The sequence below is a fragment of the Microbacterium sp. M28 genome (genome assembly GCF_025836995.1).
GTDB lineage: Bacteria > Actinomycetota > Actinomycetes > Actinomycetales > Microbacteriaceae > Microbacterium.
The window spans coordinates 1,664,312-1,686,892 of the sequence record NZ_CP107546.1 but is presented as its reverse complement, the minus strand read 5'-3'; the positions used below and the strand labels follow the sequence as shown (position 1 = coordinate 1,686,892).

General features: G+C 67.9%; 28 protein-coding genes. 11 read left to right on the top strand and 17 right to left on the bottom strand.

The window, feature by feature from the left end:
- Window positions 1-4: 4 nt before the first annotated feature.
- Complete coding sequence (gene lnt / locus OED01_RS08340) at window positions 5-1,531, top strand: apolipoprotein N-acyltransferase (RefSeq protein WP_264157894.1); 1,527 nt, start codon at window positions 5-7, stop codon at window positions 1,529-1,531.
- Here lnt and OED01_RS08335 read toward each other — a convergent pair.
- The 4 genes from OED01_RS08335 to OED01_RS08320 form a co-directional block, all read right to left on the bottom strand.
- Window positions 1,528-1,911: an RNA polymerase-binding protein RbpA gene (locus OED01_RS08335; RefSeq protein WP_264157893.1), complete on the bottom strand. Its 384-nt coding sequence runs from the start codon at window positions 1,909-1,911 to the stop codon at window positions 1,528-1,530. The two genes, lnt and OED01_RS08335, sit on opposite strands and share 4 nt — an antisense overlap.
- Window positions 1,912-2,018: 107 nt before the next feature.
- Complete coding sequence (locus OED01_RS08330; protein ID WP_264157892.1) at window positions 2,019-2,792, bottom strand: glycerophosphodiester phosphodiesterase family protein; 774 nt, start codon at window positions 2,790-2,792, stop codon at window positions 2,019-2,021.
- The gene (locus OED01_RS08325; protein WP_264157891.1) at window positions 2,789-3,712 is read right to left on the bottom strand and encodes an SPFH domain-containing protein; all 924 of its coding nucleotides are present in this window, start codon (window positions 3,710-3,712) and stop codon (window positions 2,789-2,791) included. Before OED01_RS08325 ends, OED01_RS08330 begins: the two co-directional genes overlap by 4 nt.
- 8 nt (window positions 3,713-3,720) lie before the next feature.
- Window positions 3,721-4,194 (bottom strand): NfeD family protein, encoded by a 474-nt coding sequence (locus OED01_RS08320; protein ID WP_264157890.1) that lies wholly within the window; start codon window positions 4,192-4,194, stop codon window positions 3,721-3,723.
- A 115-nt stretch (window positions 4,195-4,309) separates the two neighbouring features.
- Here OED01_RS08320 and OED01_RS08315 point away from each other — a divergent pair, with 115 nt between their 5' ends.
- The gene (locus tag OED01_RS08315) at window positions 4,310-5,074 is read left to right on the top strand and encodes an SDR family oxidoreductase (protein ID WP_264157889.1); all 765 of its coding nucleotides are present in this window, start codon (window positions 4,310-4,312) and stop codon (window positions 5,072-5,074) included.
- Between the two features lie 64 nt (window positions 5,075-5,138).
- On the opposite strand, the gene OED01_RS08310 is transcribed toward OED01_RS08315, so the two are convergent.
- Complete coding sequence (locus OED01_RS08310) at window positions 5,139-5,732, bottom strand: HdeD family acid-resistance protein (RefSeq protein WP_264157888.1); 594 nt, start codon at window positions 5,730-5,732, stop codon at window positions 5,139-5,141.
- Window positions 5,733-5,897: 165 nt separating this feature from the next.
- On the opposite strand from OED01_RS08310, the gene OED01_RS08305 reads away from it, so the two are divergent.
- Genes OED01_RS08305 through OED01_RS08295 form a run of 3 tightly spaced genes read left to right on the top strand, consistent with a single transcriptional unit; the run spans window position 5,898 to window position 9,073 of the window.
- On the top strand, window positions 5,898-6,290 hold the full coding sequence (locus OED01_RS08305; protein WP_264157939.1) for a helix-turn-helix transcriptional regulator: 393 nt from the start codon (window positions 5,898-5,900) through the stop codon (window positions 6,288-6,290).
- Window positions 6,291-6,300: 10 nt separating this feature from the next.
- Entirely contained in the window at window positions 6,301-6,708 is a 408-nt protein-coding gene (locus OED01_RS08300) for a VOC family protein (protein WP_264157887.1), read from the top strand.
- 16 nt (window positions 6,709-6,724) lie between these two features.
- The gene (locus tag OED01_RS08295) at window positions 6,725-9,073 is read left to right on the top strand and encodes an excinuclease ABC subunit UvrA (protein WP_264157886.1); all 2,349 of its coding nucleotides are present in this window, start codon (window positions 6,725-6,727) and stop codon (window positions 9,071-9,073) included.
- 9 nt (window positions 9,074-9,082) lie between these two features.
- On the opposite strand, the gene OED01_RS08290 is transcribed toward OED01_RS08295, so the two are convergent.
- The 5 genes from OED01_RS08290 to OED01_RS08270 form a co-directional block, all read right to left on the bottom strand.
- Complete coding sequence (locus OED01_RS08290; protein ID WP_264157885.1) at window positions 9,083-9,715, bottom strand: HAD family hydrolase; 633 nt, start codon at window positions 9,713-9,715, stop codon at window positions 9,083-9,085.
- Between the two features lie 10 nt (window positions 9,716-9,725).
- Window positions 9,726-10,883 carry a class I SAM-dependent methyltransferase gene (locus OED01_RS08285; protein WP_264157884.1) on the bottom strand — a complete coding sequence of 386 codons (1,158 nt, stop codon included), beginning with the start codon at window positions 10,881-10,883 and terminating at the stop codon, window positions 9,726-9,728.
- A gap of 155 nt (window positions 10,884-11,038) precedes the next feature.
- Complete coding sequence (locus tag OED01_RS08280; protein WP_264157883.1) at window positions 11,039-11,278, bottom strand: PLDc N-terminal domain-containing protein; 240 nt, start codon at window positions 11,276-11,278, stop codon at window positions 11,039-11,041.
- A 33-nt stretch (window positions 11,279-11,311) separates the two neighbouring features.
- Window positions 11,312-11,842 carry a GNAT family N-acetyltransferase gene (locus OED01_RS08275; RefSeq protein ID WP_264157882.1) on the bottom strand — a complete coding sequence of 177 codons (531 nt, stop codon included), beginning with the start codon at window positions 11,840-11,842 and terminating at the stop codon, window positions 11,312-11,314.
- 31 nt (window positions 11,843-11,873) lie between these two features.
- On the bottom strand, window positions 11,874-12,608 hold the full coding sequence (locus OED01_RS08270; RefSeq protein WP_264157881.1) for a TetR/AcrR family transcriptional regulator: 735 nt from the start codon (window positions 12,606-12,608) through the stop codon (window positions 11,874-11,876).
- A gap of 85 nt (window positions 12,609-12,693) precedes the next feature.
- Between OED01_RS08270 and OED01_RS08265 the strand changes: the two genes are divergently transcribed.
- Genes OED01_RS08265 through OED01_RS08240 form a run of 6 tightly spaced genes read left to right on the top strand, consistent with a single transcriptional unit; the run spans window position 12,694 to window position 16,534 of the window.
- Window positions 12,694-13,086 carry a VOC family protein gene (locus OED01_RS08265; protein ID WP_264157880.1) on the top strand — a complete coding sequence of 131 codons (393 nt, stop codon included), beginning with the start codon at window positions 12,694-12,696 and terminating at the stop codon, window positions 13,084-13,086.
- A 43-nt stretch (window positions 13,087-13,129) separates the two neighbouring features.
- Window positions 13,130-13,732, top strand: a complete 603-nt coding sequence (locus OED01_RS08260; protein WP_264157879.1) for an AAA family ATPase — start codon at window positions 13,130-13,132, stop codon at window positions 13,730-13,732.
- A 15-nt stretch (window positions 13,733-13,747) separates the two neighbouring features.
- Window positions 13,748-14,233, top strand: coding sequence for a GNAT family N-acetyltransferase (locus OED01_RS08255; protein ID WP_264157878.1), 486 nt, complete (start codon window positions 13,748-13,750; stop codon window positions 14,231-14,233).
- A complete protein-coding gene (locus OED01_RS08250; RefSeq protein WP_264157877.1) occupies window positions 14,230-14,775 on the top strand; it encodes a GNAT family N-acetyltransferase in 546 nt (181 codons plus the stop codon). Before OED01_RS08255 ends, OED01_RS08250 begins: the two co-directional genes overlap by 4 nt.
- A gap of 20 nt (window positions 14,776-14,795) precedes the next feature.
- Window positions 14,796-16,124: an MFS transporter gene (locus OED01_RS08245; RefSeq protein WP_264157876.1), complete on the top strand. Its 1,329-nt coding sequence runs from the start codon at window positions 14,796-14,798 to the stop codon at window positions 16,122-16,124.
- Entirely contained in the window at window positions 16,121-16,534 is a 414-nt protein-coding gene (locus OED01_RS08240; RefSeq protein WP_264157875.1) for a GNAT family N-acetyltransferase, read from the top strand. The genes OED01_RS08245 and OED01_RS08240 overlap by 4 nt, the downstream gene beginning before the upstream one ends.
- Before the next feature lie 12 nt (window positions 16,535-16,546).
- Here OED01_RS08240 and OED01_RS08235 read toward each other — a convergent pair whose 3' ends face one another.
- From OED01_RS08235 to OED01_RS08205, 7 genes are all read right to left on the bottom strand, one after another.
- Entirely contained in the window at window positions 16,547-16,807 is a 261-nt protein-coding gene (locus OED01_RS08235) for a DUF6458 family protein (RefSeq protein WP_264157874.1), read from the bottom strand.
- Between the two features lie 113 nt (window positions 16,808-16,920).
- Entirely contained in the window at window positions 16,921-17,664 is a 744-nt protein-coding gene (locus tag OED01_RS08230; RefSeq protein ID WP_264157873.1) for a formylglycine-generating enzyme family protein, read from the bottom strand.
- Window positions 17,661-18,287: a membrane protein YczE gene (gene yczE, locus OED01_RS08225; RefSeq protein ID WP_264157872.1), complete on the bottom strand. Its 627-nt coding sequence runs from the start codon at window positions 18,285-18,287 to the stop codon at window positions 17,661-17,663. The genes OED01_RS08230 and yczE overlap by 4 nt, the downstream gene beginning before the upstream one ends.
- Window positions 18,284-19,030 (bottom strand): SGNH/GDSL hydrolase family protein, encoded by a 747-nt coding sequence (locus OED01_RS08220; protein ID WP_413231628.1) that lies wholly within the window; start codon window positions 19,028-19,030, stop codon window positions 18,284-18,286. The genes yczE and OED01_RS08220 overlap by 4 nt, the downstream gene beginning before the upstream one ends.
- Before the next feature lie 100 nt (window positions 19,031-19,130).
- Window positions 19,131-19,997: an endonuclease/exonuclease/phosphatase family protein gene (locus tag OED01_RS08215; protein ID WP_264157870.1), complete on the bottom strand. Its 867-nt coding sequence runs from the start codon at window positions 19,995-19,997 to the stop codon at window positions 19,131-19,133.
- Between the two features lie 154 nt (window positions 19,998-20,151).
- The gene (locus tag OED01_RS08210) at window positions 20,152-21,501 is read right to left on the bottom strand and encodes an MFS transporter (protein ID WP_264157869.1); all 1,350 of its coding nucleotides are present in this window, start codon (window positions 21,499-21,501) and stop codon (window positions 20,152-20,154) included.
- 39 nt (window positions 21,502-21,540) lie between these two features.
- On the bottom strand, window positions 21,541-22,569 hold the full coding sequence (locus OED01_RS08205) for an LLM class flavin-dependent oxidoreductase (RefSeq protein WP_264157868.1): 1,029 nt from the start codon (window positions 22,567-22,569) through the stop codon (window positions 21,541-21,543).
- Window positions 22,570-22,581: the final 12 nt, after the last annotated feature.

Sequence of the window (22,581 nt, the reverse complement as noted above, 5' to 3'; positions counted from 1 at the left end):
CAGGATGCCGGAGCAGATCCCGCGCCCTCGCGCGCTCATGCCGCTGTGGCTGGCCGCCATCGTGGCGGCCGCGAGCGGCTGGCTCATGGATCTGGCGTACCCCGATGCGGCGGTGTGGATCCTCGCGTTCCCCGCGACCGCACTGCTGCTTCTCGCGCTGATCGGTCGGCGGGCAGGGGGCGCGCTGCTCGTCGGCCTGCTCCACGGCCTGGTCTTCTATCTGCTGCTCGTGTCGTGGACCGCGCGTTATCTCGGCCCGATCCCGTGGCTCGCGCTCGCGGGGCTCGAGGCGCTGATGACCGCTGTCGCCCTGATCCCGATCACGCTCGCCTACCGCTGGATGCCGCGGGCGTTCCCCGGCGCCTTCGCGCGACTCCTCGCCCTGCCCGCTGTCGTCGCCGCGCTCTGGGTCGGCCGCGAGCTCGTGGTCGGTGCGCTCCCGTACGGGGGCTTCCCCTGGGCACGACTCGGGATGACGCAGGCGGCGAGCCCGCTGGCGACGCTCTCCTCGTGGCTCGGCCTGAGCGGCCTGAGCTTCGTCATGGTGTTCGTCGTGGCGGCGCTCATCGAGTCGGTGCGGATGCGGCTGTGGCGGCGACCGGTGCGGGTGCTGCTCCCGCTCGCCGCAGTCGTGCTGCTGTTCGTGGTCCCCGCGTTCCCGACGTCCGCCACGGGAACCCTGCGCGTCGGCGCCGTCCAGGGCAACGGTCCGACGGGTTACTTCGACGAGCGTCCGCCGTATTCGATCATCGATGCGCAGACGGATGCCACCAGGCCGCTGTACGGGGAGGACATCGACCTCCTGGTCTGGCCGGAGGGATCCGTCGACGGCGACCCCTTCCAGAACGCGAACCTGGCTCGCCGGATGACGCTGGTCGCGAACCGTGCGGACGCGCCGCTGCTCGCCAATGCCGCGACCGAGCGCGACGGCGAGTACTTCAACACCTCGATGCTGTGGCTGCAGGACGGCACAGCGGAGCAGGCCCACGACAAGCGGCACCCGGTGCCGTTCGGGGAGTACGTCCCCGACCGCGCGTTCTACAACGCGATCGTCCCGGACCTGATCGGACTGATCCAGCGCGAGTACACCCCTGGGACGAACCCGCCGGTCATGGACGTGGATGGCGTGCTCGTCGGGCTCGCGATCTGTTTCGACGTGATCTACGACGACGTGATCCGCGAGGGCCTTAACGATGGGGCAGAGGTGCTGATCCTCCAGACCAACAACGCCGACTTCCGCGGCACGGACGAGAATCTGCAGCAACTCGCGTTCGCGCGCATGCGGGCGATCGAGACCGGCCGTTCGGTCGTGAACATCTCGACCGTCGGCACCAGTCAGATCATGCGCGCGGACGGGTCCGCGGTGGCCTTCCTGGATGCGGATGAGGCCGGAGCGATGCTCGAGGATGTCGAGCTTCGCTCCGGCCTCACGGCGGGTGTCGTCCTGGGCCCGTGGGTGCAGCAGCTGCTGCTGTGGGGCGGACCGGTGGCGCTCCTGTTCGGGTGGTGGCGCGCCCGTCGACGCGCTTAGGCGCCGATCTTCTCGCGGGTGGGGTCTTCACCGGCGCCACGACGGGCGCGGAGGAAGGCGAGGCGCTCTTCCAGGAGCTCCTCGAGTTCGGCGCGCGTGCGGCGCTCCATCAGCATGTCCCAGTGGGTGCGCGCGGCCTTCTCGTCGCTCTCCTCGAGCGTGACGGACTTGCCGTCGACCTGCAGGCGCGCTTCGGCGCCGCAGGAGCGGCACTCCCACGTCTGAGGGGGCTCGGCGTCCGCCGCGAACATCAGGTTCGTGACGTGTCCGCACGTGTCACAGGTGTAGGTGGTCTCGCGGCGCTCCATGAAAACGACGCCCTCTTCGCTCTGTAGGCTCTGGGCGCCGAGTCGGATGCCGCGCAGGCTGCGATCTGCCATTGTGTGGTCCTCTCGTCGCTCTCAGGTATAACGCTCTGACCTGTGCGCTTCATCCACGGCCCTGATTCCTCGGCGCGATTCACAGTGGAATCCCAGCAGAACGTGCTTCAGGGCGAGGCGAGGGCCTTCAGGGCTACATCGGCGCGATCGGTCACGATGCCGTCGGCCCCCGCCGCGACGAGGCGGCGCATGTCCTCCGGATCGTTCACCGTCCAGACGTGGACCTCGACACCGACGCGGTGCGCAGCGCGGACGAGAGACGCCGCGAACACCCGGATCGGTCCTCGGCGCTCCGGGATCTGCACGGCGTCCACGTCGCGGAGGACGCGAGCGGGGGAGAGGCGCAGAGCCGACAGCGCGCGCAGCGCCATGATGGTGTCGCGCCCCGCCGAGGTCGCGGGACGCTGCTCCGCTCCGGCAGCCAGGACCGCGTCCACGGCCCGTCGCCGACGCGCATCAGAGAAGCTCGTCACGAGAACACGGTGCGCGTGCGGGGCGATGATGGGTCCGAGGGGGCCGGCCGCGGCATCCGCCTTGACGTCGATGTTGAACCGGATCTCCGGGAATCCGGTGAGCGCCTCGGCGACCGTCAGCAGGCCGCCGTGCGGAGCGAGGAGGTCGGCGAGTTCGAAGGTGCGGACGTCCGAGACCGGACGCGGGTCTCCCAGCAGGCGTTCGAGCGTCTCGTCATGGAACAGGACGACGTCGCCGTCCGCGGTGACCCGGCAGTCGGTCTCGATGTACTCGGCTCCGGCGGCGTGGGCAGCTGCGAAGGCCGCAGCCGTGTTCTCCCACACGCTCGAGTCCTCGTCCGTCGAGGCCAGGCCTCTGTGGGCGAGAACGCGAGGGTGCTGCGAGCCGAGGAAGTACGGGTGCGTCACGCGCCGGGCGTGCCCGAACTCGGCGGTCCCTGGCGGGGCGTGAAGGCCGTGCCGATGCCCTTGAGCGCCTCGGTGAGCTCGCTCGGGATGATCCACAGCTTGCTGGACGGGCTCTCGCTGATCTTCGGCAGCATCTGCAGGTACTGATAGGCGAGCAGCTTGTCGTCCGGCTGACCCTGATGGATCGCGGTGAAGACGTTCTGGATCGCCTCCGCCTCGCCCTGTGCTCGGAGCACGGCGGCCTGCTTGTCGCCCTCGGCCTGGAGGATCGCGGCCTGGCGCTGACCCTCGGCCTCGAGGATCTGGGACTGCTTGGACCCCTCGGCGGTCAGGATCGCGGCGCGACGGTCGCGCTCGGCGCGCATCTGCTTCTCCATCGAGTCCTGAATCGAGATGGGCGGGTCGATCGCCTTGAGCTCGACGCGTCCGACGCGGATGCCCCACTTGCCGGTGGCCTCGTCGAGCACGACCCGCAGCTGTCCGTTGATGTTGTCGCGGCTGGTCAGCGCCTCTTCGAGGTTGAGCCCACCGACCACGTTGCGCAGGGTCGTCGTGGTCAGCTGCTCGACGGCTCCGAGGTAGTTCGCGATCTCATAGGTCGCGGCGCGGGCATCGGTGACCTGGAAGTACACCACCGTGTCGATCGACACGACGAGGTTGTCCTCGGTGATGACGGGCTGCGGCGGGAACGAGACGACCTGCTCGCGCATGTCGATGAGCGGCCGCAGCCGATCGATGAAGGGGACCAGGATGTTCAGACCCGGCGCCAGTGTCTTGTGGTAGCGCCCGAGCCGCTCGACGACGCCGGCGGTGGCCTGCGGGATGATGCGGATCGCACGCGCGACGGTCACCACCACGAAGATGATGACGGCGATCGCGAGGATCCATCCGATCACGGCTGGGATGAACGAGTCGTCCACGGGGTCTCCTATTCGCCGGCGGGGCGTACGACGGCGATGGCGCCGTTGATGGAACTGACGATGACGGGGGCGCCCTGCGGGATCGGCGTCGCGGTCGCGGTCCGCGCCGTCCAGGTGTCGCCGTTGGAGAGCTTGGCCTGTCCGGTGAGCTGGGTGATGTCGGACAGGGCGAATCCCGGGAGGTCGATAAGCGCTTCGACGTTCGACTTCGTCGGATCCTCACCGCGGCGCAGCCGTTTGAGCAGCGGGGGTCGCAGGAACAGGATGAACAGCGCCGCCGCGAGGGCGGCGGCGAGCACCTGCACCCAGACGGGGACACCGACGAGATCGGTGACGAGACCGACCACGCTTCCCAGCGCCAGCATGAGGAACGTGAAGTCGAGCGAGAGCATCTCGATGACGAGGAACGTCGCGATGAGGACGAGCCAGCCGATCCAGGCCCACTGATCCACGAGTTCGACGAACGCGGAGAAACCGTCCATGCACCCTCCTTTGCGGTCAACCTATCACGCGGCCGCAGCGGGGGAGGGGAGGGGGCGATTGGTAGGCTGGACCGGCCGCGCGACTGCGGCCGTACCCGCTTATCAAGGAGTCATCGTGACCGACGTTCTGCCCGCAGGATCCCTCACCGGCAAGGTCGCGCTCGTGACCGGTTCGTCGCGTGGAATCGGTGCCGACACCGTCCGCTACTTCGCAGAGGCCGGCGCCGACGTCGTCATCAACTTCCGCAACAAGGCACCGCGCGCGGAGAAGCTGGCCAACGAGCTTCGCGCTCTCGGACGGCGCGCGCTCGTCGTCGGAGCGGACCTCACGGACCCGGCATCCGTCGCGGAGATGTTCGATCGGGTGCGCGAGGAGTTCGGACGACTGGACATCCTGGTGCTCAACGCGTCTGGCGGCATGGAATCCGGCATGGCCGAGGACTACGCGCTGCTGCTGAACCGCGACGCCCAGCTGAGCGTGCTGAACACCGCGCTGCCGCTGCTCGGCGAGGGGTCGAGGGTCGTCTTCGTGACCAGCCACCAGGCGCACTTCATCCGGACCACGCCGACCATGCCGGAGTACGAGCCGGTCGCTCTGTCCAAGCGCGCCGGAGAGGATGCGCTGCGCGAGCTCATCCCCGAGCTCTCCGAGAAGGGGATCGGCTTCACGATCGTCTCCGGCGACATGATCGAGGGCACGATCACCGCGACCCTGCTCGAGCGCGCCAACCCCGGTGCGATCTCGGCGCGCCGTGAGGATGCCGGGAAGCTCTACAACGTCTCGGAGTTCGCCGCCGAGGTCGCACACGCCGCGCTGGACGAGGTGCCGGTCGACAACACGCGCCTCGTCGGAGACACGTCGTCGTTCGTCGCCGAGTAGCCGATCACGAGAGAACGGCCCCGCCTGCTGATGCAGACGGGGCCGTTCTGTCGTCGGAGCGATCTCAGGCGAGCTCGGTCCGGATGTCGTTCGTGATCGACTTCTCGTCCTTGCCGAGGGTGATGGCGCGGACGATCTGCACGATACCGATGACGACGAGAGCGATGCCGAGGATCCACCACAGCACGAGCACGGTGTACAGCGGTGCGAAGAGCACCACGACGCCCGCGATGATGCTGATGATCGCGAACGCGATCGTCCAGCCCTTGGACGCAGCCTGCTTGATGAGCGTGAGCGACACGATGCCGTCGACGATCCAGCCGACGCCGATGAAGATGCCGACGATGATCGCCAGGGTGGCCGTCGTCGCTGCGAGGTTCGCGAACGCGATCACGCTGACGACGACGTAGAGCAGGCCGAGGGCGATGTGGCCGACGCGCGCCCAGCCTCCGCCCTTGCCCGAGAAGATGCCGATCGCGATGTTCACGAGTCCGGCGATCAGGAAGAACAGCGCGAGGATCCAGGTCAGGACGCCGGCGGACTTGCCCGGCCAGACCAGCAGCAGGATGCCGACGACGAGAGCGAGGACGCCCGAGACCGCGAGCGCGACACGCAAAGAGGTGAATACGGATTTGGCTTCGGAGAGTGCGTCCGACATGAGAGTGCCTTTCTGGGAAGAACCTGTGAAGGTCGTGACCCAGAGTAGCGCGCGGCGCGGGCGAGAGGCCGAAGCGCACGCGGGCGGTGTCATTCTCGGTCACGACCTGGAATGATCGGTCCGGTGAACGACGCCGCGACCAGAGCACTCCAGGAGCTCGTCCTGATGCGTCGGGTCAGGGACCGCATCGACCGCGAGTATGCGCAGCCGCTGGACGTCGAGGCGCTGGCCCGCGGCATCCACATGTCGGCGGGCCATCTCAGCCGGCAGTTCAAGCAGGCGTACGGGGAGTCGCCGTACGCCTACCTCATGACGCGGCGGATCGAGCGGGCCATGGCGCTGCTCCGGCGCGGCGATCTCAGCGTCACGGAGGTGTGCTTCGAGGTCGGGTTCTCGTCGCTGGGTACCTTCAGCACACGCTTCTCGGAGTTGGTGGGCATGCCGCCGAGTGCTTATCGGGAGAATCCGGGTCTCGGGCCGGGAATCCCGTCGTGGGTCGAGAAGCAGGCCACCAGACCGATCAGGAATCGAGAAGCGAAAGCGGCCGTGCGACCGTAGCGTCGAATCCATGAACATCACCATCAACGCGAGTTTCCTTCCGCACACCGACGCCGAGGCGTCGCTCGCCTTCTACCGCGACACGCTCGGATTCGAGGTCCGCAAGGACGTCGGATACCAGGAGATGAGGTGGATCACGGTGGGTCCCGTCGGGCAGCCAGACACGGCGATCGTGCTGACGCCGCCCGCGGTCGACCCCGGCATCAATGATTCCGAGCGCGCCACGATCCTCGAGCTCATGGCGAAGGGCAGCTTCGGCGGTATCGTTCTCGCGACGGACGATGTCGACGAGGCGTTCGCGGCCATCGAGGCGAAGGGCGCCGACGTCGTGCAGGAACCGATCGACCAGCCGTACGGCATCCGCGACTGCGCCTTCCGCGACCCAGCGGGCAATATGGTGCGTCTGCAGCAGGCCTGAACCAGAGAGGACGACGATGGCGAGCATCGCCGATTCGCACGACAGCATCCGGGTGGCCGGTGCCCGTGAGAACAATCTGAAGGACGTCAGCGTCGTCCTCCCCAAGCGCCGGCTCACGGTGTTCACCGGAGTGTCGGGCTCGGGCAAGAGCTCGCTCGTATTCGACACGATCGCGGCGGAATCGCGCCGCATGATCGATGAGACTTACAGCGCGTTCGTGCAGGGGTTCATGCCTTCGGTGCCGCGTCCCGATGTCGATGTGCTGGAGGGCCTCACCACGGCGATCATCGTCGACCAGGAGCGCCTCGGTGCCAACCCCCGGTCGACGGTCGGCACCGTGACGGATGCGAACGCGATGCTGCGCATCCTGTTCTCGAAGCTGGGAGAGCCGTATATCGGTGGACCGACGGCGTTCTCCTTCAACATCCCGACCCAGAAGGCGAGCGGGGTCATGACAGGGCCCGGCGGCGAGAAGAAGATCGTGAAGGACGCGATCTACCTCGGCGGCATGTGCCCGCGCTGCGAGGGCAGGGGAGCGGTGTCCGATCTGGATCTCGCCCAGATCGTGGACGAGTCGAAGTCGCTGGACGAGGGCGCGATCATGGTGCCCGGCTACACCGCCGACGGCTGGATGGTGAAGGGATTCTCGGCATCCGGCTTCTACCCGGCCGACAAGCCGATCGCCGAGTTCACGGAGAAGCAGCGTCACCTCTTCCTCTACGGAGAGGTCACGAAGGTCAAGATCAGCGGCATCAACATGACCTACGAGGGCCTGATCCCCAAGATCACGAAAGCCATGCTCTCCAAGGATCTGGACGCCCTTCAGCCGCACATCCGCGCCTTCGTCCAGCGGGTCGCGACGTTCAAGACGTGTCCGGAGTGCGATGGCACGCGGCTGACCGAGGGCGCGCGTTCCTCGAAGATCGCAGGAAACAGCATCGCGGATGCGTGCCGGATGCAGGTGACCGACCTCGCCGAGTGGGTGGCGGAGCTGGATCTGCCCGGTGCGGGTCCTCTGCTGGACGCGCTGCGCGCGAACCTGAACTCATTCGTCACCCTCGGCCTGGGCTATCTCAGCCTGGACCGGCCGAGTGGAACGCTCAGCGGGGGAGAGGCGCAGCGGATCAAGATGCTCCGGCATCTCGGCTCGTCGCTGACCGACATCACCTACGTCTTCGACGAGCCGACCATCGGACTTCATCCGCATGACATCCAGCGGATGAACTCGTTGCTGTTCCAGTTGCGGGACAAGGGCAACACGGTGCTCGTGGTGGAGCACAAGCCGGAGACGATCACGATCGCCGACCACGTGGTCGATCTCGGGCCGGGCGCCGGTGCTGCCGGAGGCGAGATCTGCTTCGAGGGGACCGTCGAGGGACTCCGTGCGAGCGACACGATCACGGGTCGCCATCTCGACGACCGTGCGACGCTTAAGGATGCCGTGCGCGAGCGCACCGGGGTCATCGAGGTCCGCGGGGCGGACGACAACAATCTCCAGAACGTCGACGTCGACATCCCGACGGGGGTGCTCACCGTCGTCACCGGGGTCGCCGGTTCAGGCAAGAGTTCCTTGATCCACGGTTCGGTCACACCGCGCGATGGGGTCGTGTCGATCGACCAGAGCGCGATCAAGGGGTCGCGACGCAGCAACCCTGCGACCTACACGGGCCTGCTCGAGCCGATCCGCAAGGCGTTCGCGAAGGCGAACGGGGTCAAGCCGGCGCTCTTCAGCGCGAACTCCGAGGGTGCCTGCCCGTCGTGCAAGGGGTCGGGTGTGATCATCACCGAGCTCGGTTTCATGGACACGATCGAGACGCCATGCGAGGACTGCGGAGGCAAGCGCTTCCAGGCGGCGGTGCTCGAGTACACGCTCGGCGGCAAGGACATCACCGAGGTCCTGGATCTCCCTGTGTCCCAAGCGCGGGAGTTCTTCTCCGATGGCGAGGCGAAGATCCCCGCGGCGATGGCCATCCTCGGTCGACTCGAGGACGTCGGCCTCGGGTATCTGTCCCTCGGGCAGCCGTTGTCCACCCTGTCCGGCGGCGAGCGTCAGCGCGTCAAGCTCGCCATCCAGATGGGGGAGAAGGGCGACGTCTACGTTCTCGACGAGCCCACGACAGGCCTGCACCTCGCGGACGTCGACACGATCCTCGGCCTGCTGGACCGGTTGGTGGATGCCGGCAAGACCGTGATCGTCATCGAGCATCACCAGGCGGTCATGGCGCACGCCGACTGGATCATCGACATCGGACCCGGCGCCGGTCACGACGGTGGACGCGTCGTGTTCGAGGGATCACCCGCCGAGCTCGTCGCCGCCAGGTCGACGCTGACGGGGGAGCACCTGGCCGAGTACGTCGGCGCGTGACGGCAGCCGTCAGGAGAGAATGTCTCCGAGCTCGCTCAGCGAGCGGATGCGATAGGTCGCTTCGGAGAAATCCTGCGTCTTCGTGAACTCGTTGTGCACGACGACGCAGTCGATCCCTGCTGCCACGGCCGAGCGGAGGCCCCGAGTGGAGTCTTCCACGACGAGCGCGTCGGCTTTCGCGGCACTGAAGCGTTCGAGAGCTGTCAGATAGGGCTCGGGCGATGGCTTGGCCTGGTCGTAGTCCTCTCTGGTGAGCACGAAGTCCATGAAGCGGAGGATGCCCCGGTCGCCATGGATCAGTTCGAAATCGGTCTTCTTGGACGTCGTCACGATCGCCATCCGAACGTGCTGCGAGAGCTCGTCGAGCACATCGAGGACGCCGTCGATCTCGATCCGCTCGGTCCGCAGCGAGTCCCGATAGTACGCGTTCCGGACCTTCTTCAGGCCGTCGATCGTCAGGTCATCGATGCCGGCGAGAGCCGCCTGATGCCAGGTGCCGAGCCCGTGGGCCATGTCCTGCAGATACTGGTCGAGGTCGAGCGCCACGCCGACCTCGGCCAGCGCACGTTCGCCCGCCTTGTAGTACCAGTACTCGGTGTCGACCAGCACGCCGTCGTTGTCGAAAAGGATGAACTGCTTCACGGATCCCGATTCAGTCGCGGCGCGCGACGATCGTGTAGGTGCAGGGGATGAGGTCGCGCTCGGCATCCGGCCATGCGAAGCCGCCATCGACCTCCACCATGCGCGGACTGAACCGCCAGGGAAGTGTTCTGCCCTCATCGAAATGGATCAGACGGAGACCAGCGCGCAGGAGCGCTCCGATGATCTCGGACAGCGGGTGCGGCCATTCGTACGTGCGGGCGTGCGCAACCTTACCGTCACCGACGTAGGTCCCTTCGTCGTCCCACTGCTGCGCTCGTCCGTCTCCGAAGTAGGCGTACCGGGTCGTGAGGGTCGGCGCGTTCTCGTCCAGCGAGTAGAGGGTCGGGTGACCATCACGGATGAAGAACGTCCCGCCGGGCTTGAGCAGCGCGTGCACCTGTTCGGCCCACCGGTCCAGGTCGTTCAGCCAGGTGATGGTGCCGATGCTCGTGTACACGACGTCGAAGTCAGCGGACATCGCGGCCCGGGCATCCAGGACGTCCGTCTCGACCCAGGTGATGTGCGCGCCGACACGCTCCGCGAACCGGGCAGCGGTCCGCAGCGCAGCAGGGGAGAAGTCGACACCGGTGACCGCTGCGCCGGCGCGCGCGAGCGAAACCGTGTCGGTCCCGATGTGGCACTGCAGGTGGCAGACATCGAGTCCGGCGATCGTCTCGTCCGCGAGGAAGCGCGTCAGCACCGGGAGATCTTGGCGGACGACGTCGCTGAGATGCTCTGGATCGTCGAAGGCGTCGAGACCGTACGCCTGTTCGTGCAGCGCGGCGCGGTCGTCCCAGTTGGCGCGGTTCGCCGCGCGGGCGGTTTCCCAGTCGATCCGGATTTCTCCTGAGAGCCCTGCAGGATGTTCATGTGCGAGCGTCACAGGGAAGAGTTCGGTTCGGGCGATGACCCGGTCGCGCTCATCCGCCAGCTCGAGGCGTCGTGGATCGGCGAGGAAGGCGTCCAAGGACGCTTGCGAAGGGAACGTGTACAGCTGAACTTCGTGCGGATGCTGGTCGTTGCCAACGCCGAACGCCCGATGCAGGATCTCGGCGCCGTGGTCTGCGAGCAGCGAGATCACGGCGTCCTCGTACGCGCTCATCTCTGCAACGAGACCCGGTCGCGCCCAGAGCAGACAGCACAACGTCAGGGAACGTGAATCGGGCATGGATCCGATCATGCCAGGTCGATCCGGACGAGGATCGCGCTGACGCCTGTCACAGCCCCATACAATGCTGCCTGGTTTCACCGATAATGCACATTATGTCAGTTCGAGCGAACGAACCGCTCCCGCATCGCCAGTCGACCGCGCGTGCTCGCGGTTCAGGCGCTTCTGGAGGCGCCGAGTGAACGCCGCCCGATGAACAGCCACGCCAGTGGCCCGATGACCGGTACGAAGATCGCGACCAGCGTCCACGCGAGCGCTTGAAACGATGAAAGCGATCTGGCCGCACGTGCGACCGAGATGAGTGAGATCACGAGAAGAATGAACGTGACGGCCGCTGCACCCGACCACGCGATGTCGTACCAGGCGGGCACCAGCGGATTCACGGACTCAGGCATGCGATGAGCCTAACGGAACGCACGTCACCTCTCTCAGAGCTCACGGACGGTCAGCAGTGACCGGCCGTGTTCGCTCTCCTTGACGACTCGACCGCTCTCGATGAACCCGAGCTTCTCGAGCGCTCGTCGTGATGCGAGATTCCAGTCCCACACGCTGGCCCAGACGCGTCGGTAGCCGGCGGAATCCGCCCATGCCAGCACCGCCTGCCCGGCCTCGGTCGCGTAGCCACGGTTGTGCACCGCTTGCAGAAGCTCGAACGCGAGTTCCGGCTCGTCTGGTTCGCCATTGCCGTCGAACACCACGCCGCAGTAGCCGATCACATCGCCGAGATCCCGGCGCACGACGGTGAGCAGCCCCGGCCTCATGTCCGCCCGCTTGGACCGAAGGTTGGCCGCGATGTCCTCTGTCGAAGGACGCCCTGCCGCGTCGATCTGCCGATGCGGCGGAACCCGCCCGTCGCGTTCGGTCCAGAGCTGCCGGAAGACGACCGCGTCCGACTCCTCGGAGCGCCGCAGGATGAGGCGCTCGGTGTCGAGAGCGCTGAGTGGGGTATCCGCGGGCATAGGCAGATTCTCCCAGAGCCGCGCGCGAGTCTCACTCCCCCGGCGATGGAGTCTCCTGAACGAGCACGGCCAACCCGTCGATCACCCGCTCCACGCCGAAACGCCAGGCATGGTCGGGGCTGTAAGCCGCCTGCATCGTTGCACCTGCGGCCGCGCCGACGCGCGTGGCAAGGGGGAAGTCGTCACCGACATAGCGATCGAGGCGCGCGCCGAGCGACTCCCACTCCTCCCCCATTCCAACCGGCGTCGTCGCGATCGCGCGAGCCGCCGACCGGACGAAGTCGAGGACGAACGTCACGGCGGCATCCCGCGTGACGTCGTCGAGGCCGGTGCCGTCGAAGGCGTGCAGGTCATGGTCGTACTGGGCGATGGCGCCCGGCCCGAGTGCCGTTCGCGGATCTGTCACCTCGAGGAGCCAGAGGTGCGACAGGAACAGCTCTCGCTCGGCTTCCGCGACAGCGCGGACGCGCGAGCGCCAGTCCTTCTGCGCGAACAGGGGTCGAGGCATCCGATGCCGCGTCGCGTCCGCCATCAGGACGAGCAGGTCATCCCGGCTGTTGACGTGCGTGTACACGGACATCGTCGATATGCCGAGCCGCTCCCCCAGTCGCCGCATCGTGACGGCGGCCAACCCGTCGGCGTCAGCGATCTCGATCGCCGCATCGACGACCTCCGTGCCGGTCAGGCGCGACCGCGGCCCTCGGCGGCCCGCCCGAGGAGCCTCGACGTGGTCTGCCCAGAGCAGATCGATCAGGTGCTGAACCATGCCGTCGACTTCTTTCTCGGATGCGGAATATCGAGCCGTCCCATTACGCTGTACATCGTACATTGTATAACGACGAGAGGGCCCCATGCAGATCAACGCCACCGCAGTGTCACTCAACGTGCCGGACGAACAGGCGTCTGCGCACTTCGCGATCACCCATTTCGGGTTCACCGAGGCCATGGCTGCCGAAGGATTCGTGTCGCTCGAGCATCCGACTGCCGGGGTCAACGTGATCTTCCTGCGCACCGGATTGGGAACGTTCAAGCCCGAGCGCATCGCCGGCTCGGCGGGACAGGGTCTGCTGCTGGTGTTCGTCGTCGACGACATCGACGCGGAGTTCGCGCGGATCGCGGCGAACGGCGCGGAGGTCGTCACCGCACCCGAGACCGAGCCCTGGGGCGAGCGCTACTGCCAGTTCGCCGACCCGAACGGGCTGGTGTGGCAGCTCGTCAGCTGGGTGGACGCGCCGCAGGAGTGACCCTCACCCGTTGATCCGGATCAGCGCGCCTATGCTGAGGGCCGTGCTGATCTGGATCAACGGGGCCTTCGGCGCCGGCAAGACCCACACGGCGTTCGAGCTGAAGCGTCGGCTTTCGGGCGCCCATGTCGCGGACCCCGAGGTGGCGGGCTTCGCCCTCCAGCGGATGCTTCCGCCGGCCGCTCGTCGAGACTTCCAGGACCTCGCGCAATGGCGCTCTTCGGTGGTTGAGACGCTGCAGCAGATCGACGCGGTGCATCCGGGCCCGGTGTTCGTTCCCATGACGATCGTGCGCGACGACTACTTCGACGAGATCCTCGGCGGGCTGCGCGTCCGCGGCGTCGACGTCCGCCACTACGCGCTGATCGCCAGTCCGGAGACGCTCCTGAAGCGGTTGAGCACACGCATCGCCTTCATACGCTCGGGCCTGCGCCGAGAGTCCTGGGCGGTCGAACAGATCCCCCGCTGCGTCGCGGCCCTCGAGCAGGAGCGCTACGCCACCCATGTCGCGACGGATGATCGGACGACCGACGAGGTCGTCGAGTGGATCGCGCAGGATGCCGGTCTGACGCTGACCGCGCCGCGACTGGTCCCCTGGCGCTACCAGTTGCGGCGCTTGCGCGTCGGCATGCAGCACATCCGCTGAGCTAGCGTTGGATCCATGGGCGAAGCCACACCGACGATCGAGATCCGCACCGCGCGCGACGACGAACTCGAGCACGTGGTGCGGCTCCGTTGGATCTGGAATATCCACGATCGGGGCCAGCAGCCGGGCATGACCGAAGCCGAGTACGTCGCGGCGGCCGCCGGCTGGGCGCGCCAGCACGCCGCATCGCACATCCCGTTCGTCGCCGCGGCCGGTTCCGACATCGTCGGCATGGCCTGGCTCGCGCTGGCTCCGCGGGTTCCCACCACGAGCAGTCTCGCCCGGCTGTCCGGCGACCTCCAGTCCTGCTACGTGCTCACGCCGTACCGCGGCCGTGGCATCGGCGGACGTCTCGTGAAGACGGTGCTCGAGGCCGCACGCGACCACGGGGCCGAGCACGTGACCGTGCACACCTCGCCCGAGTCCATCGCGATGTATGCGCGCAACGGTTTCGAACCGCACCCGCGGCTGCTCTTCGCGGACACCACGAGCAGTGCATGACCGGCATCCGCATCACCGTGTGGGACGGCGACGAACACGAGCTCGCGCGCGCCGCTGACCTGTACGCTCAGACCTTCGCCGAAGCGCCCTACCTCGAGGACGCCTCGGCCGCCCGAGCATCTTTCGTCGAGCGCATCCACCGTTACGCCATCACAAAACCCGACGTCCGGTTGCTGCTCGCGTGGGACGGCACGGATGCCGTGGCGCTCGCCCTGGGCACAGGAATCGCCGCCGGTGATTGGTGGCGGGGCCGCATGGCCGCGCTTCTGGACGAGGACGTGCTGCGTCGCTGGTTCGGAGACGCCTGCTTCTGCGTCATGGAACTCGCCGTGCGCCGTTCGCACCGGCGCGGCGGGGTCGCCGCGGCATTGATGGAGGAGCTGCTCGCGGACGTGCCCTACGCGACCGCCGTGCTCAGCCGCTACGCCGAAGCGGAGGCGGCGGCACAGTTCTACGCCGCCCTCGGATGGGCCGAGATCGCCACCGGCATCCGCATCGGCGACTCTCCGGAACTCTGCGTGCTCGCGCGGGATCTGCGCTGACACGGGAGTAGCGTAGAGAGGTGCGATCGGCTCCCCTCTCCCCCGCGACGACGCCGGGGTGGCGGGCCTGGCTGATCTGGTCGGTGGGCGTCGCCGCCTACACTCTCGCGATCACGAACCGCACCTCGCTCGGCGCCGTCGGCGTCGATGCCGCCGAGCGCTTTCAGGCCGACGCCTCGACGCTGTCCCTGTTCGCGGTCGTGCAGCTCGCCGTCTACGGCGGGATGCAGATCCCGATCGGCATCCTGCTGGACAAGTACGGCTCACGTCCGATCATCACGATCGGCATGGTGCTGATGGCCGCGGGGCAGCTCGTCATGGCCGTCTCGCCGAGCATCGGAATCGCCCTCGTCGCGCGTGTGCTGCTCGGTGCCGGCGACGCGGCGGTGTTCCCGGCCGTCCTGCGCCTGGTGGCCACGTGGTTCCCCGCGCAGCGAGGGCCCGTCATGGTGCAGTTCACCGGCCTGGTCGGGCAGACGGGACAGCTCGTCGCCCTCATCCCGCTCGCGGCGCTCCTGCACGCGACGACATGGACCATCACGTTCGGCAGCATCGCCGGCCTCGGCATCCTGTTCGCCGTCCTCGTGTTCGCGGTGATCCGCAACCATCCACCGGAGCTCGCCGCTGACGTCACCGTGAACACCGACACCGGCGTCGTCCGCGTCGTGACCAGTGCGATCGACACGGGTGTCGGAATCCGCGCGGCGTGGGCGCACCCCGGCACCCGGTTGGCCTTCTGGTCGCACTTCACCACGCCGTTCGCGGGCACGGCGTTCGTGATCCTCTGGGGAATGCCCTTCCTGACCGCGGGCGAAGGCCTCTCGACCGCTCAGGCGGCAACGATCATCTCGGTGTATGTGGTCTCGGGAATGCTCCTGGGTCCGCTGATCGGCGACCTGTCGCGTCGCATCCCGAACCACCGTTCGCTCGCGCTCGTGCTTCCTGCCGTCGCCGCGCAGATGATCGCATGGACGGTCGTCATCGTTCTCCCGGGTCCCGCACCGATCTGGCTCCTGTACGTTCTGGCGATCGCACTCGCCACCGGCGGCCCGGCATCCATGATCGCGTTCGACCATGCCAGGACGCACAATCCGTCGCACCGGCTGAGCACGGCGACCGGCGTGACGAACGCCGGGGGTTTCATCGCGGCGCTGATCGCGATCTTCCTCATCGGGCTCGCGCTCGATCTGCAGGGCGCTGGGACACCCGAAACGTATTCCCTGGATGCTTTCCGCATCGCCTTCCTCGCCCAGATGCCGCTCTGGCTGCTGGGAGCGACGTTCATCGTGATCGAGCGGAAGCGCACCCGCATCCGCATCGGTCTGGACCCGGAACGGAGACGGCCATGACGTTCACCTTCGCGCAGGACGACACCAGGATCGATCGTGCCAGGGTGCACGCGTGGCTGAGCGAGAAGTCGTACTGGGCGGCCGGTCGCCCGCGACCGAAGCAGGATGCCGCGATCGACGGATCGCGCAACTACGGCGTCTGGGACGATGCCTCGCGCGTCCAGGTCGCGTACGCGCGGGTGGTCACCGATGGCGTCACCTTCGCGTGGCTCTGCGACGTGTTCGTCGATGAGGCTGTGCGCGGACAGGGCGTGGGAAAGATGCTCGTGGAGGGCATCATCGCGGACCTGCAGCCCCTCGGGCTCAGCCGGATGCTCCTCGCGACCGCCGACGCGCACGGCCTGTACGCGCAGTACGGTTTCGAGAACCCGGATGACCCGAGGCGCTACATGGTCCGGACGATGTCCTGACGCGACTTCTCGTCAGAACGCTCCCGGCTCATCCGAACGCATCGAGCGGCGTGAGACCTGCTCCCCCGCGACCGGATCGGTCTCGGTACGGGTCACCACGTCGGTACGGCGGCGCTTGGCGAGCATGATCAGTCCGATGATGAAGACGACCGCGCCGGCACCCATCAGGATGTAGCCGATCAGATCGAGGTTCGCCCACTCGACTTCGACGTTGACCGCGAATGCGAGGATCGCGCCGATGACGAACAGCACGACTCCGGTTCCGATGCTCATGAGAACTCCTTCCGGGACCGACAGGTCCGGTGGGGGCGCAGGAGCGCCTGGGGTCCCCAGGATCGGGCATCCGCGGCCGGAGAACCAGGGGGTTGACATGCGCGGACAGAGCCTCAGCGCCGCGGAGTCCACCCCACCGGTCGTGCACCGTCCGCCATCGCCTGTTCCCGGTCCGCCCGCGCCGACCAGCCCTGCGCCGCGTCCAGGGCATCGAATCCACCGCGCGCGAGTCGCATGCCGACATCGGCATGATGCATGCGCGGTGCTCCTCCTCGGCGAACGGATGCCCGGACGCTCCACGCGTCGTCGTCGAAGCCGCCACCGCGGAACACCCGGTAGTCGTCGTACCGCGCCGGGTCGAGCAGATCCCAGCACCACTCCCAGACGTTTCCGAGCATGTCGAACAGGCCGTTCAGGTTCGGCAGCTTCCCACCGACATCCTGCGGGTGACGCAGCCCGTCGGCGCTCGTCCAGGCGATATCCGGGAGCGGTCCGTAGTGCGGACCGGTGGATCCGGCGCGGCACGCGAGTTCCCATTCGGCTTCCGTCGGCAGACGGTAGCCGTCGCTGTCGACGTGCCAGGTGACGTCCTCGCCGTCGAACGAATAGGCAGGGTCCAAGCCCTCCCACTCGGAGGCCGCGTTGCAGAACCGCACGGCTCGGAGCCAGCTCAGGTCGGCCGCGGGCCGACGCGGATGCCGGGACGCGATTCCGAGGACCTCGGCGAACTGCTCCTCGGTGACGGCGAAGACGCCGATCTCGAAGCTCTCCAGCGCCACCGTCCGGTGCTGCTTCCGCCGCGCGTCGTGGAGGGTGACGGAACCGGCGGGGATCCGCGCGAGCTCGAAGTCCGTCACGACGCGGTCGCCGCGTCCCGCGCGGGCATCCGGATCGCGAAGATCCGCATGAAGTACTGGCAGAGGGGCCCCACGAGCAGAGCGAAGGCGAGTGTTCCGATCCCGACGTTCCCGCCGAGCAGCCATCCGATCAGGACGACCGTGACCTCGATGGCGGTCCGCACGATCCAGATGCGCCACCCGGTCACACGATGAAGACCCGTCATGAGCCCGTCGCGCGGTCCGGGGCCGAAGTGCGTGCCGATGTACAGTCCCGTCGCCGCCGCGAGCATCACGAGGCCGATCACGAAGAAGCAGATCCGCAGCCACAGGTCCTGCCCCGGCGGAATGATGGCCAGCCCGACATCCGCCGCCGGCCCGACGAGCAGAGCGTTCAGCAGGGTTCCGATGCCCGGCTTCTGCCGCAACGGGATCCAGAGCAGGAGCACGACGATGCTCGTGAGGATGGTGATGACGCCGAAGCTCAGCGGGACGTGATTCGCGATGCCCTGGGTGAGCACATCCCACGGCGCCGCGCCGATCTCGCCGCGGACGATGAAGGCGATCCCGATCCCGTAGAGGAACAGTCCGACCAGCAGCTGTGCGGTCCGCAACGGCAGACGTCGACTGGTGCGAGCGGTCACTGCGGTGCCAGTTCGATCCAGGTCGGATGCTTGGGCTCGCGCCCGTCGCCCGACGATGTGCGCGTCACCCGGCGCTTGACCCACGGCCCGACGTGCTGCCGGTAATACGCGAACCCGCTGGGTCCGGCCGACGGATGGGCGGTAGGCGCCCACCAGGCCGCCGGAGGCTCGTAGCCGAGTCCGTGCAGCACCCGCGCGGCGACGCGGTGGTGCCCTGCGGCGTTCATGTGCAGGCGATCCTCGGACCAGTACGGCGGAGAGGACAGCTCCTTGTCCGGCCAGTTCAACGCCCTGACCACGTCGGGTCTATTCTCGATCCGCCGGATGACGGCATCCGACAGCTCGTCTCCCCTGCGCTGCACGAGCGAGCCCATCGGCAGCTGACCCGAGGGGTTCGCACCGGAGAGCAGGATCAGGGTGACGCCCTCCTCGTCGCAGCGGCGCAGCACACGCGAGAACGCGTCGGCGATGTGCTCGACATCGGTCCGAGGACGCAGCATGTCGTTGCCTCCGCCGTTGAAGGACAGATGGGTCGGCCGCAGCGCGAGCGCCGGCTCCAGCTGCTGCTCCACGATCGGCCAGGCGAGCTTTCCGCGGATCGCGAGGTTCGCGTACTCGATCGGGTGGCCCGCGGCATCCGCCCAGCCCTGTGCGGCGATATCGGCCCAGCCGCGCACGCGCCCATCCGGAAGCTCGTCTCCGACGCCCTCGGTGAACGAATCGCCGATCGCCACGAATCTCACTGCACTCACCGCACCAGCCTATTGCTCGCCGCGGGGCGGAGCGCGCGGCGCGGGTTCTCGTCCTCAGGCGGCCGAGAGGACGAGAACCCGCGTGCGCGGATCAGGGGCGTGCGCCGCCGTTCGACGAGGGATGCGGCAGCCCGACCTCCGCCAGGACCGGCATGTGGTCGGAGGCGAGCGTGGCGACCACCTCGGCCGCGAGCGGCGTCACCTCGTCCGAGGCGAGCACGTAGTCGATGCGGCCGATGGGGTTGTCGCTGTCGAAGGTGTATCCGGGGCCGTCCCCCACCACCGACCAGACATCGGTGAGCTCCTGCGTGAACACGTCGTACTCGGTGGTGTCGGGTGCGGCGTTGAGGTCGCCCACGAGCACCACCGGCATGCCGGCGGACCGGGCCATCTCGTTGAAGACGGCGGCCTGATCCAGGCGTCCCTGCGCGCTCTGGTGCGTCAGGTGCGTGTTGTACACGCGAAGCTCGACTCCGCGCACGTGCACGTCGGCCTGAGCCAGGCCGCGCTGCTCGCCACCTGCGTGGTTCGGCAGCGGCGTGTTCGCGCAGTCGTCCATAGGGTACGACGACAGGATCGCCGTCCCGTACTGGCGTCGCTCGGTCCGGCCGTCGGTGGGATCGAGGTCGAGGTTCGCGGCGTAGCAGTAAGACATGTCGAGCCGCTGCGCCAACCACGCGGCCTGGTCGACGTACTCGGAACGCGCACCGAAGTGACGGTCGACCTCCTGCAGACCGATGACATCCGCGCCCGTGGACTCGAGCACCTGCGCGACGCGCTCCAGGTCGAGCACGCCGTCGGCTCCCTGGGCATGATGGATGTTGTAGGACACGATGCTCAGGCTGCGCTGAGCCGCATCCGGAAGCGGTGCCGACGTGGCGCCGGCCGGTGCCGAGCCGAGCAGTGCGATGCTCGTCACGACGATCGCGCAGGCGAACAGAGGGGGGAGGCGTTTCATCGCGTGGGGATCCTTTCGCGCCGTGCGGAGCGCACGGTCCGGATCAGCCAAACGCCTGCGCATGACCGGGAGGTGAAGCGGAGGTGAGCTCGTCACGGCGCACCAGTCACCCTCGGACGCAGGTCGGGTGAACACTTCGTGTCGCGCCGTGCGCTCAGCGGTCGTCGAGCGCTTTGCCCCGTCGATCGACGAGTCCCCAGGCGGCGACGGCCGCGACGACGAACACGGCCGCGAAGACGACGAACAGCAGCGGAGCGCCACCGGCGACCAGCAGCACGGGGACCAGCAGCGGCGCGATGATCGAGGCGATCCGTCCGACTCCCGCCGCCCAGCCTGCGCCCGTTGCGCGCAGGGAGGTGGGATAGATCTCCGGGGTGACCGCGTAGAGCGCACCCCACGCCCCGAGGTTGAAGAACGACAGCGCCATGCCGCTGGCGATGATCGAGGTCTCCCCGGTCGCCGTCCCGAACAGCACGGCGGACACCGCGGATCCGACCAGGAAGATCGACAGCGTGAGACGTCTCCCCCACACCTCGATGAGCCACGCCGCCACCGCGTAGCCGGGGAGCTGGGCGAGCGTGATGAGGAGCGTGAACCCGAACGAGCGCACGAGATCGTACCCGGCATCGACGAGGATGCTGGGGATCCAGATGAAGGCGCCGTAATACGAGAAGTTCACGCAGAACCAGACGAGCCAGATGCAGATCGTGCGCACGCGGAACTCGGCGTGCCAGAGCGTGCTCAGTCGTGCCCTCGTCGTCGCGGCCAGGGCGCGGGACGGCGGCTCCTTGCGGATGGCAGGGCCGGTGATGATCCCGGCATCCGTCTCGAAGGCCGTGACGATGCGCTCCGCCTCGGCGATCCGTCCGCGACCGGCGAGCCAGCGGGGCGACTCGGGCAGACCCCAGCGGACGACCAGGGCGTAGACGGCGGGGATGGCGCCCAGCGCGAAGGCCCAGCGCCAGCCGTCTTCGGACGCCGGGATCACGAAGTAGCCGATGAGGGCCGCGGCGGTCCACCCGACGGCCCAGAAAGCCTCGAGGATGACGATGAGCCGGCCGCGGATGCGGCTCGGTGCGAACTCGCTCACGTACGTCGACGCCACGGGCAGTTCGGCTCCGAGGCCGAGGCCCACGAAGAACCGCAGCACCAGCAGTGCGGCGACCCCGCCGACCAGCGCACTCGCGCCCGTGGCGATGCCGTAGATCAACAGCGTCAGGGCGAACACCTGGCGGCGGCCGAGGCGGTCGGCGAGAAGGCCGCCCAGGCTCGCGCCGATCGCCATGCCGATGAATCCCACCGACGCGATCCAGCCCGTCTCGGTCTTCGTCAGATCCCACTGCTGGGCGAGCACGGCGATGATGAAGGAGATGAGCCCGACGTCCATCGCGTCCAACGCCCAGCCCACGCCGGAGCCGGTGAGGACTTTGAGGTGGCGTCGTGTGAACGGGAGATCGTCGAGTCGCCCCCCGAGGGAGGCGCGACTCGGCAGAGTGTCAGCCATGACCCTCATCGTAGAGCCGCACCGCGCCTGCCCCGTGCATCATTCCGCGAGCAGTTCGCGCACGCGCGGGATCACCACGGTGCCGTACAGCTCGATGCTCTGCATCATCTGCTCGTGGGCCAGAGTCCCGGTGGCGTACTTGAGGTCGAAGCGTCCGAGGCCCAGCGTGCGCACCGTGTCGGCGATCTTCTGGGCGACGCGTTCCGGGGAGCCCGAGTAGATCGCCCCGGCGGGTCCGACGTCGTTCTGGAATCGCGCCCGGCTGTACGGGGGCCATCCTCGCTCGGCGCCGATGGTGTTGTTCATCGCCTCGAAGCCCTCGTATGCGGCGTCCCACGCCTCCTCGTCCGTGCGTGCGATGTGGCCGGGCGAGTGCACGGAGATCGGGTGCGAGGTCGTGCCGAAGCTCGCGACCGAGCGGTGGTAGAGGTCGACGAACGGTGCGAAGCGTCCGGCCGGACCACCGATGATGGCGAGCATCAGTCCGAGACCATGACGTGCGACGCGCACCACGGACTCCGGGCTGCCGCCGACGCCGACCCAGGTGCGCAGGCCTCGCTCGGTCTTGGGAAACACGTCCGCGTTCTCGAGGGCCGGCCGCATCGTGCCCGACCAGGTCACCGGCTTCTCCTTCAGCAGCTCCACGAACAGGTCGAGCTTCTCCTCGAAGAGCGCGTCGTAGTCACGCAGGTCGAAGCCGAAGAGCGGGAACGACTCGACGAACGATCCGCGGCCGAGCACGACCTCGGCTCGGCCGTTCGACACGGCGTCCAACGTGGCGAAGCGCTCGAACACGCGGACCGGGTCATCGGAGGACAGCACGGTCACCGCGGTTCCCAGCCGGATCCGCTCGGTGCGCGAGGCGATCGCCGCAAGCACCATCTCGGGTGCGGAGACGGCGAACTCCGTCCTGTGGTGCTCCCCCACTCCGAAGAAGTCGACGCCGACGCGGTCGGCCAGTTCCGCCTGTTCGACGATGTTGCGGATCGTCTGCGCGGCGGAGAGCATCTCGCCCTCGGAATCGCGCGTGATGTCGCCGAAGGTGTCCAGTCCGAACTCGATGTCCATGTCAACCCTTTC

Bases quoted from the DNA above. Each gene is read 5' to 3' on its own strand.
- lnt (WP_264157894.1), top strand. From the start codon at position 5: ATGCCGGAGCAGATCCCGCGCCCTCGCGCGCTCATGCCGCTGTGGCTG.
- OED01_RS08335 (WP_264157893.1), bottom strand. From the start codon at position 1,911: ATGGCAGATCGCAGCCTGCGCGGCATCCGACTCGGCGCCCAGAGCCTA.
- OED01_RS08320 (WP_264157890.1), bottom strand. From the start codon at position 4,194: ATGGACGGTTTCTCCGCGTTCGTCGAACTCGTGGATCAGTGGGCCTGG.
- OED01_RS08310 (WP_264157888.1), bottom strand. From the start codon at position 5,732: ATGTCGGACGCACTCTCCGAAGCCAAATCCGTATTCACCTCTTTGCGT.
- OED01_RS08305 (WP_264157939.1), top strand. From the start codon at position 5,898: ATGCGTCGGGTCAGGGACCGCATCGACCGCGAGTATGCGCAGCCGCTG.
- OED01_RS08300 (WP_264157887.1), top strand. From the start codon at position 6,301: ATGAACATCACCATCAACGCGAGTTTCCTTCCGCACACCGACGCCGAG.
- OED01_RS08295 (WP_264157886.1), top strand. From the start codon at position 6,725: ATGGCGAGCATCGCCGATTCGCACGACAGCATCCGGGTGGCCGGTGCC.
- OED01_RS08285 (WP_264157884.1), bottom strand. From the start codon at position 10,883: ATGCCCGATTCACGTTCCCTGACGTTGTGCTGTCTGCTCTGGGCGCGA.
- OED01_RS08280 (WP_264157883.1), bottom strand. From the start codon at position 11,278: ATGCCTGAGTCCGTGAATCCGCTGGTGCCCGCCTGGTACGACATCGCG.
- OED01_RS08275 (WP_264157882.1), bottom strand. From the start codon at position 11,842: ATGCCCGCGGATACCCCACTCAGCGCTCTCGACACCGAGCGCCTCATC.
- OED01_RS08270 (WP_264157881.1), bottom strand. From the start codon at position 12,608: ATGGTTCAGCACCTGATCGATCTGCTCTGGGCAGACCACGTCGAGGCT.
- OED01_RS08265 (WP_264157880.1), top strand. From the start codon at position 12,694: ATGCAGATCAACGCCACCGCAGTGTCACTCAACGTGCCGGACGAACAG.
- OED01_RS08255 (WP_264157878.1), top strand. From the start codon at position 13,748: ATGGGCGAAGCCACACCGACGATCGAGATCCGCACCGCGCGCGACGAC.
- OED01_RS08250 (WP_264157877.1), top strand. From the start codon at position 14,230: ATGACCGGCATCCGCATCACCGTGTGGGACGGCGACGAACACGAGCTC.
- OED01_RS08240 (WP_264157875.1), top strand. From the start codon at position 16,121: ATGACGTTCACCTTCGCGCAGGACGACACCAGGATCGATCGTGCCAGG.
- OED01_RS08235 (WP_264157874.1), bottom strand. From the start codon at position 16,807: ATGAGCATCGGAACCGGAGTCGTGCTGTTCGTCATCGGCGCGATCCTC.
- OED01_RS08215 (WP_264157870.1), bottom strand. From the start codon at position 19,997: ATGAAACGCCTCCCCCCTCTGTTCGCCTGCGCGATCGTCGTGACGAGC.
- OED01_RS08210 (WP_264157869.1), bottom strand. From the start codon at position 21,501: ATGGCTGACACTCTGCCGAGTCGCGCCTCCCTCGGGGGGCGACTCGAC.
- OED01_RS08205 (WP_264157868.1), bottom strand. From the start codon at position 22,569: ATGGACATCGAGTTCGGACTGGACACCTTCGGCGACATCACGCGCGAT.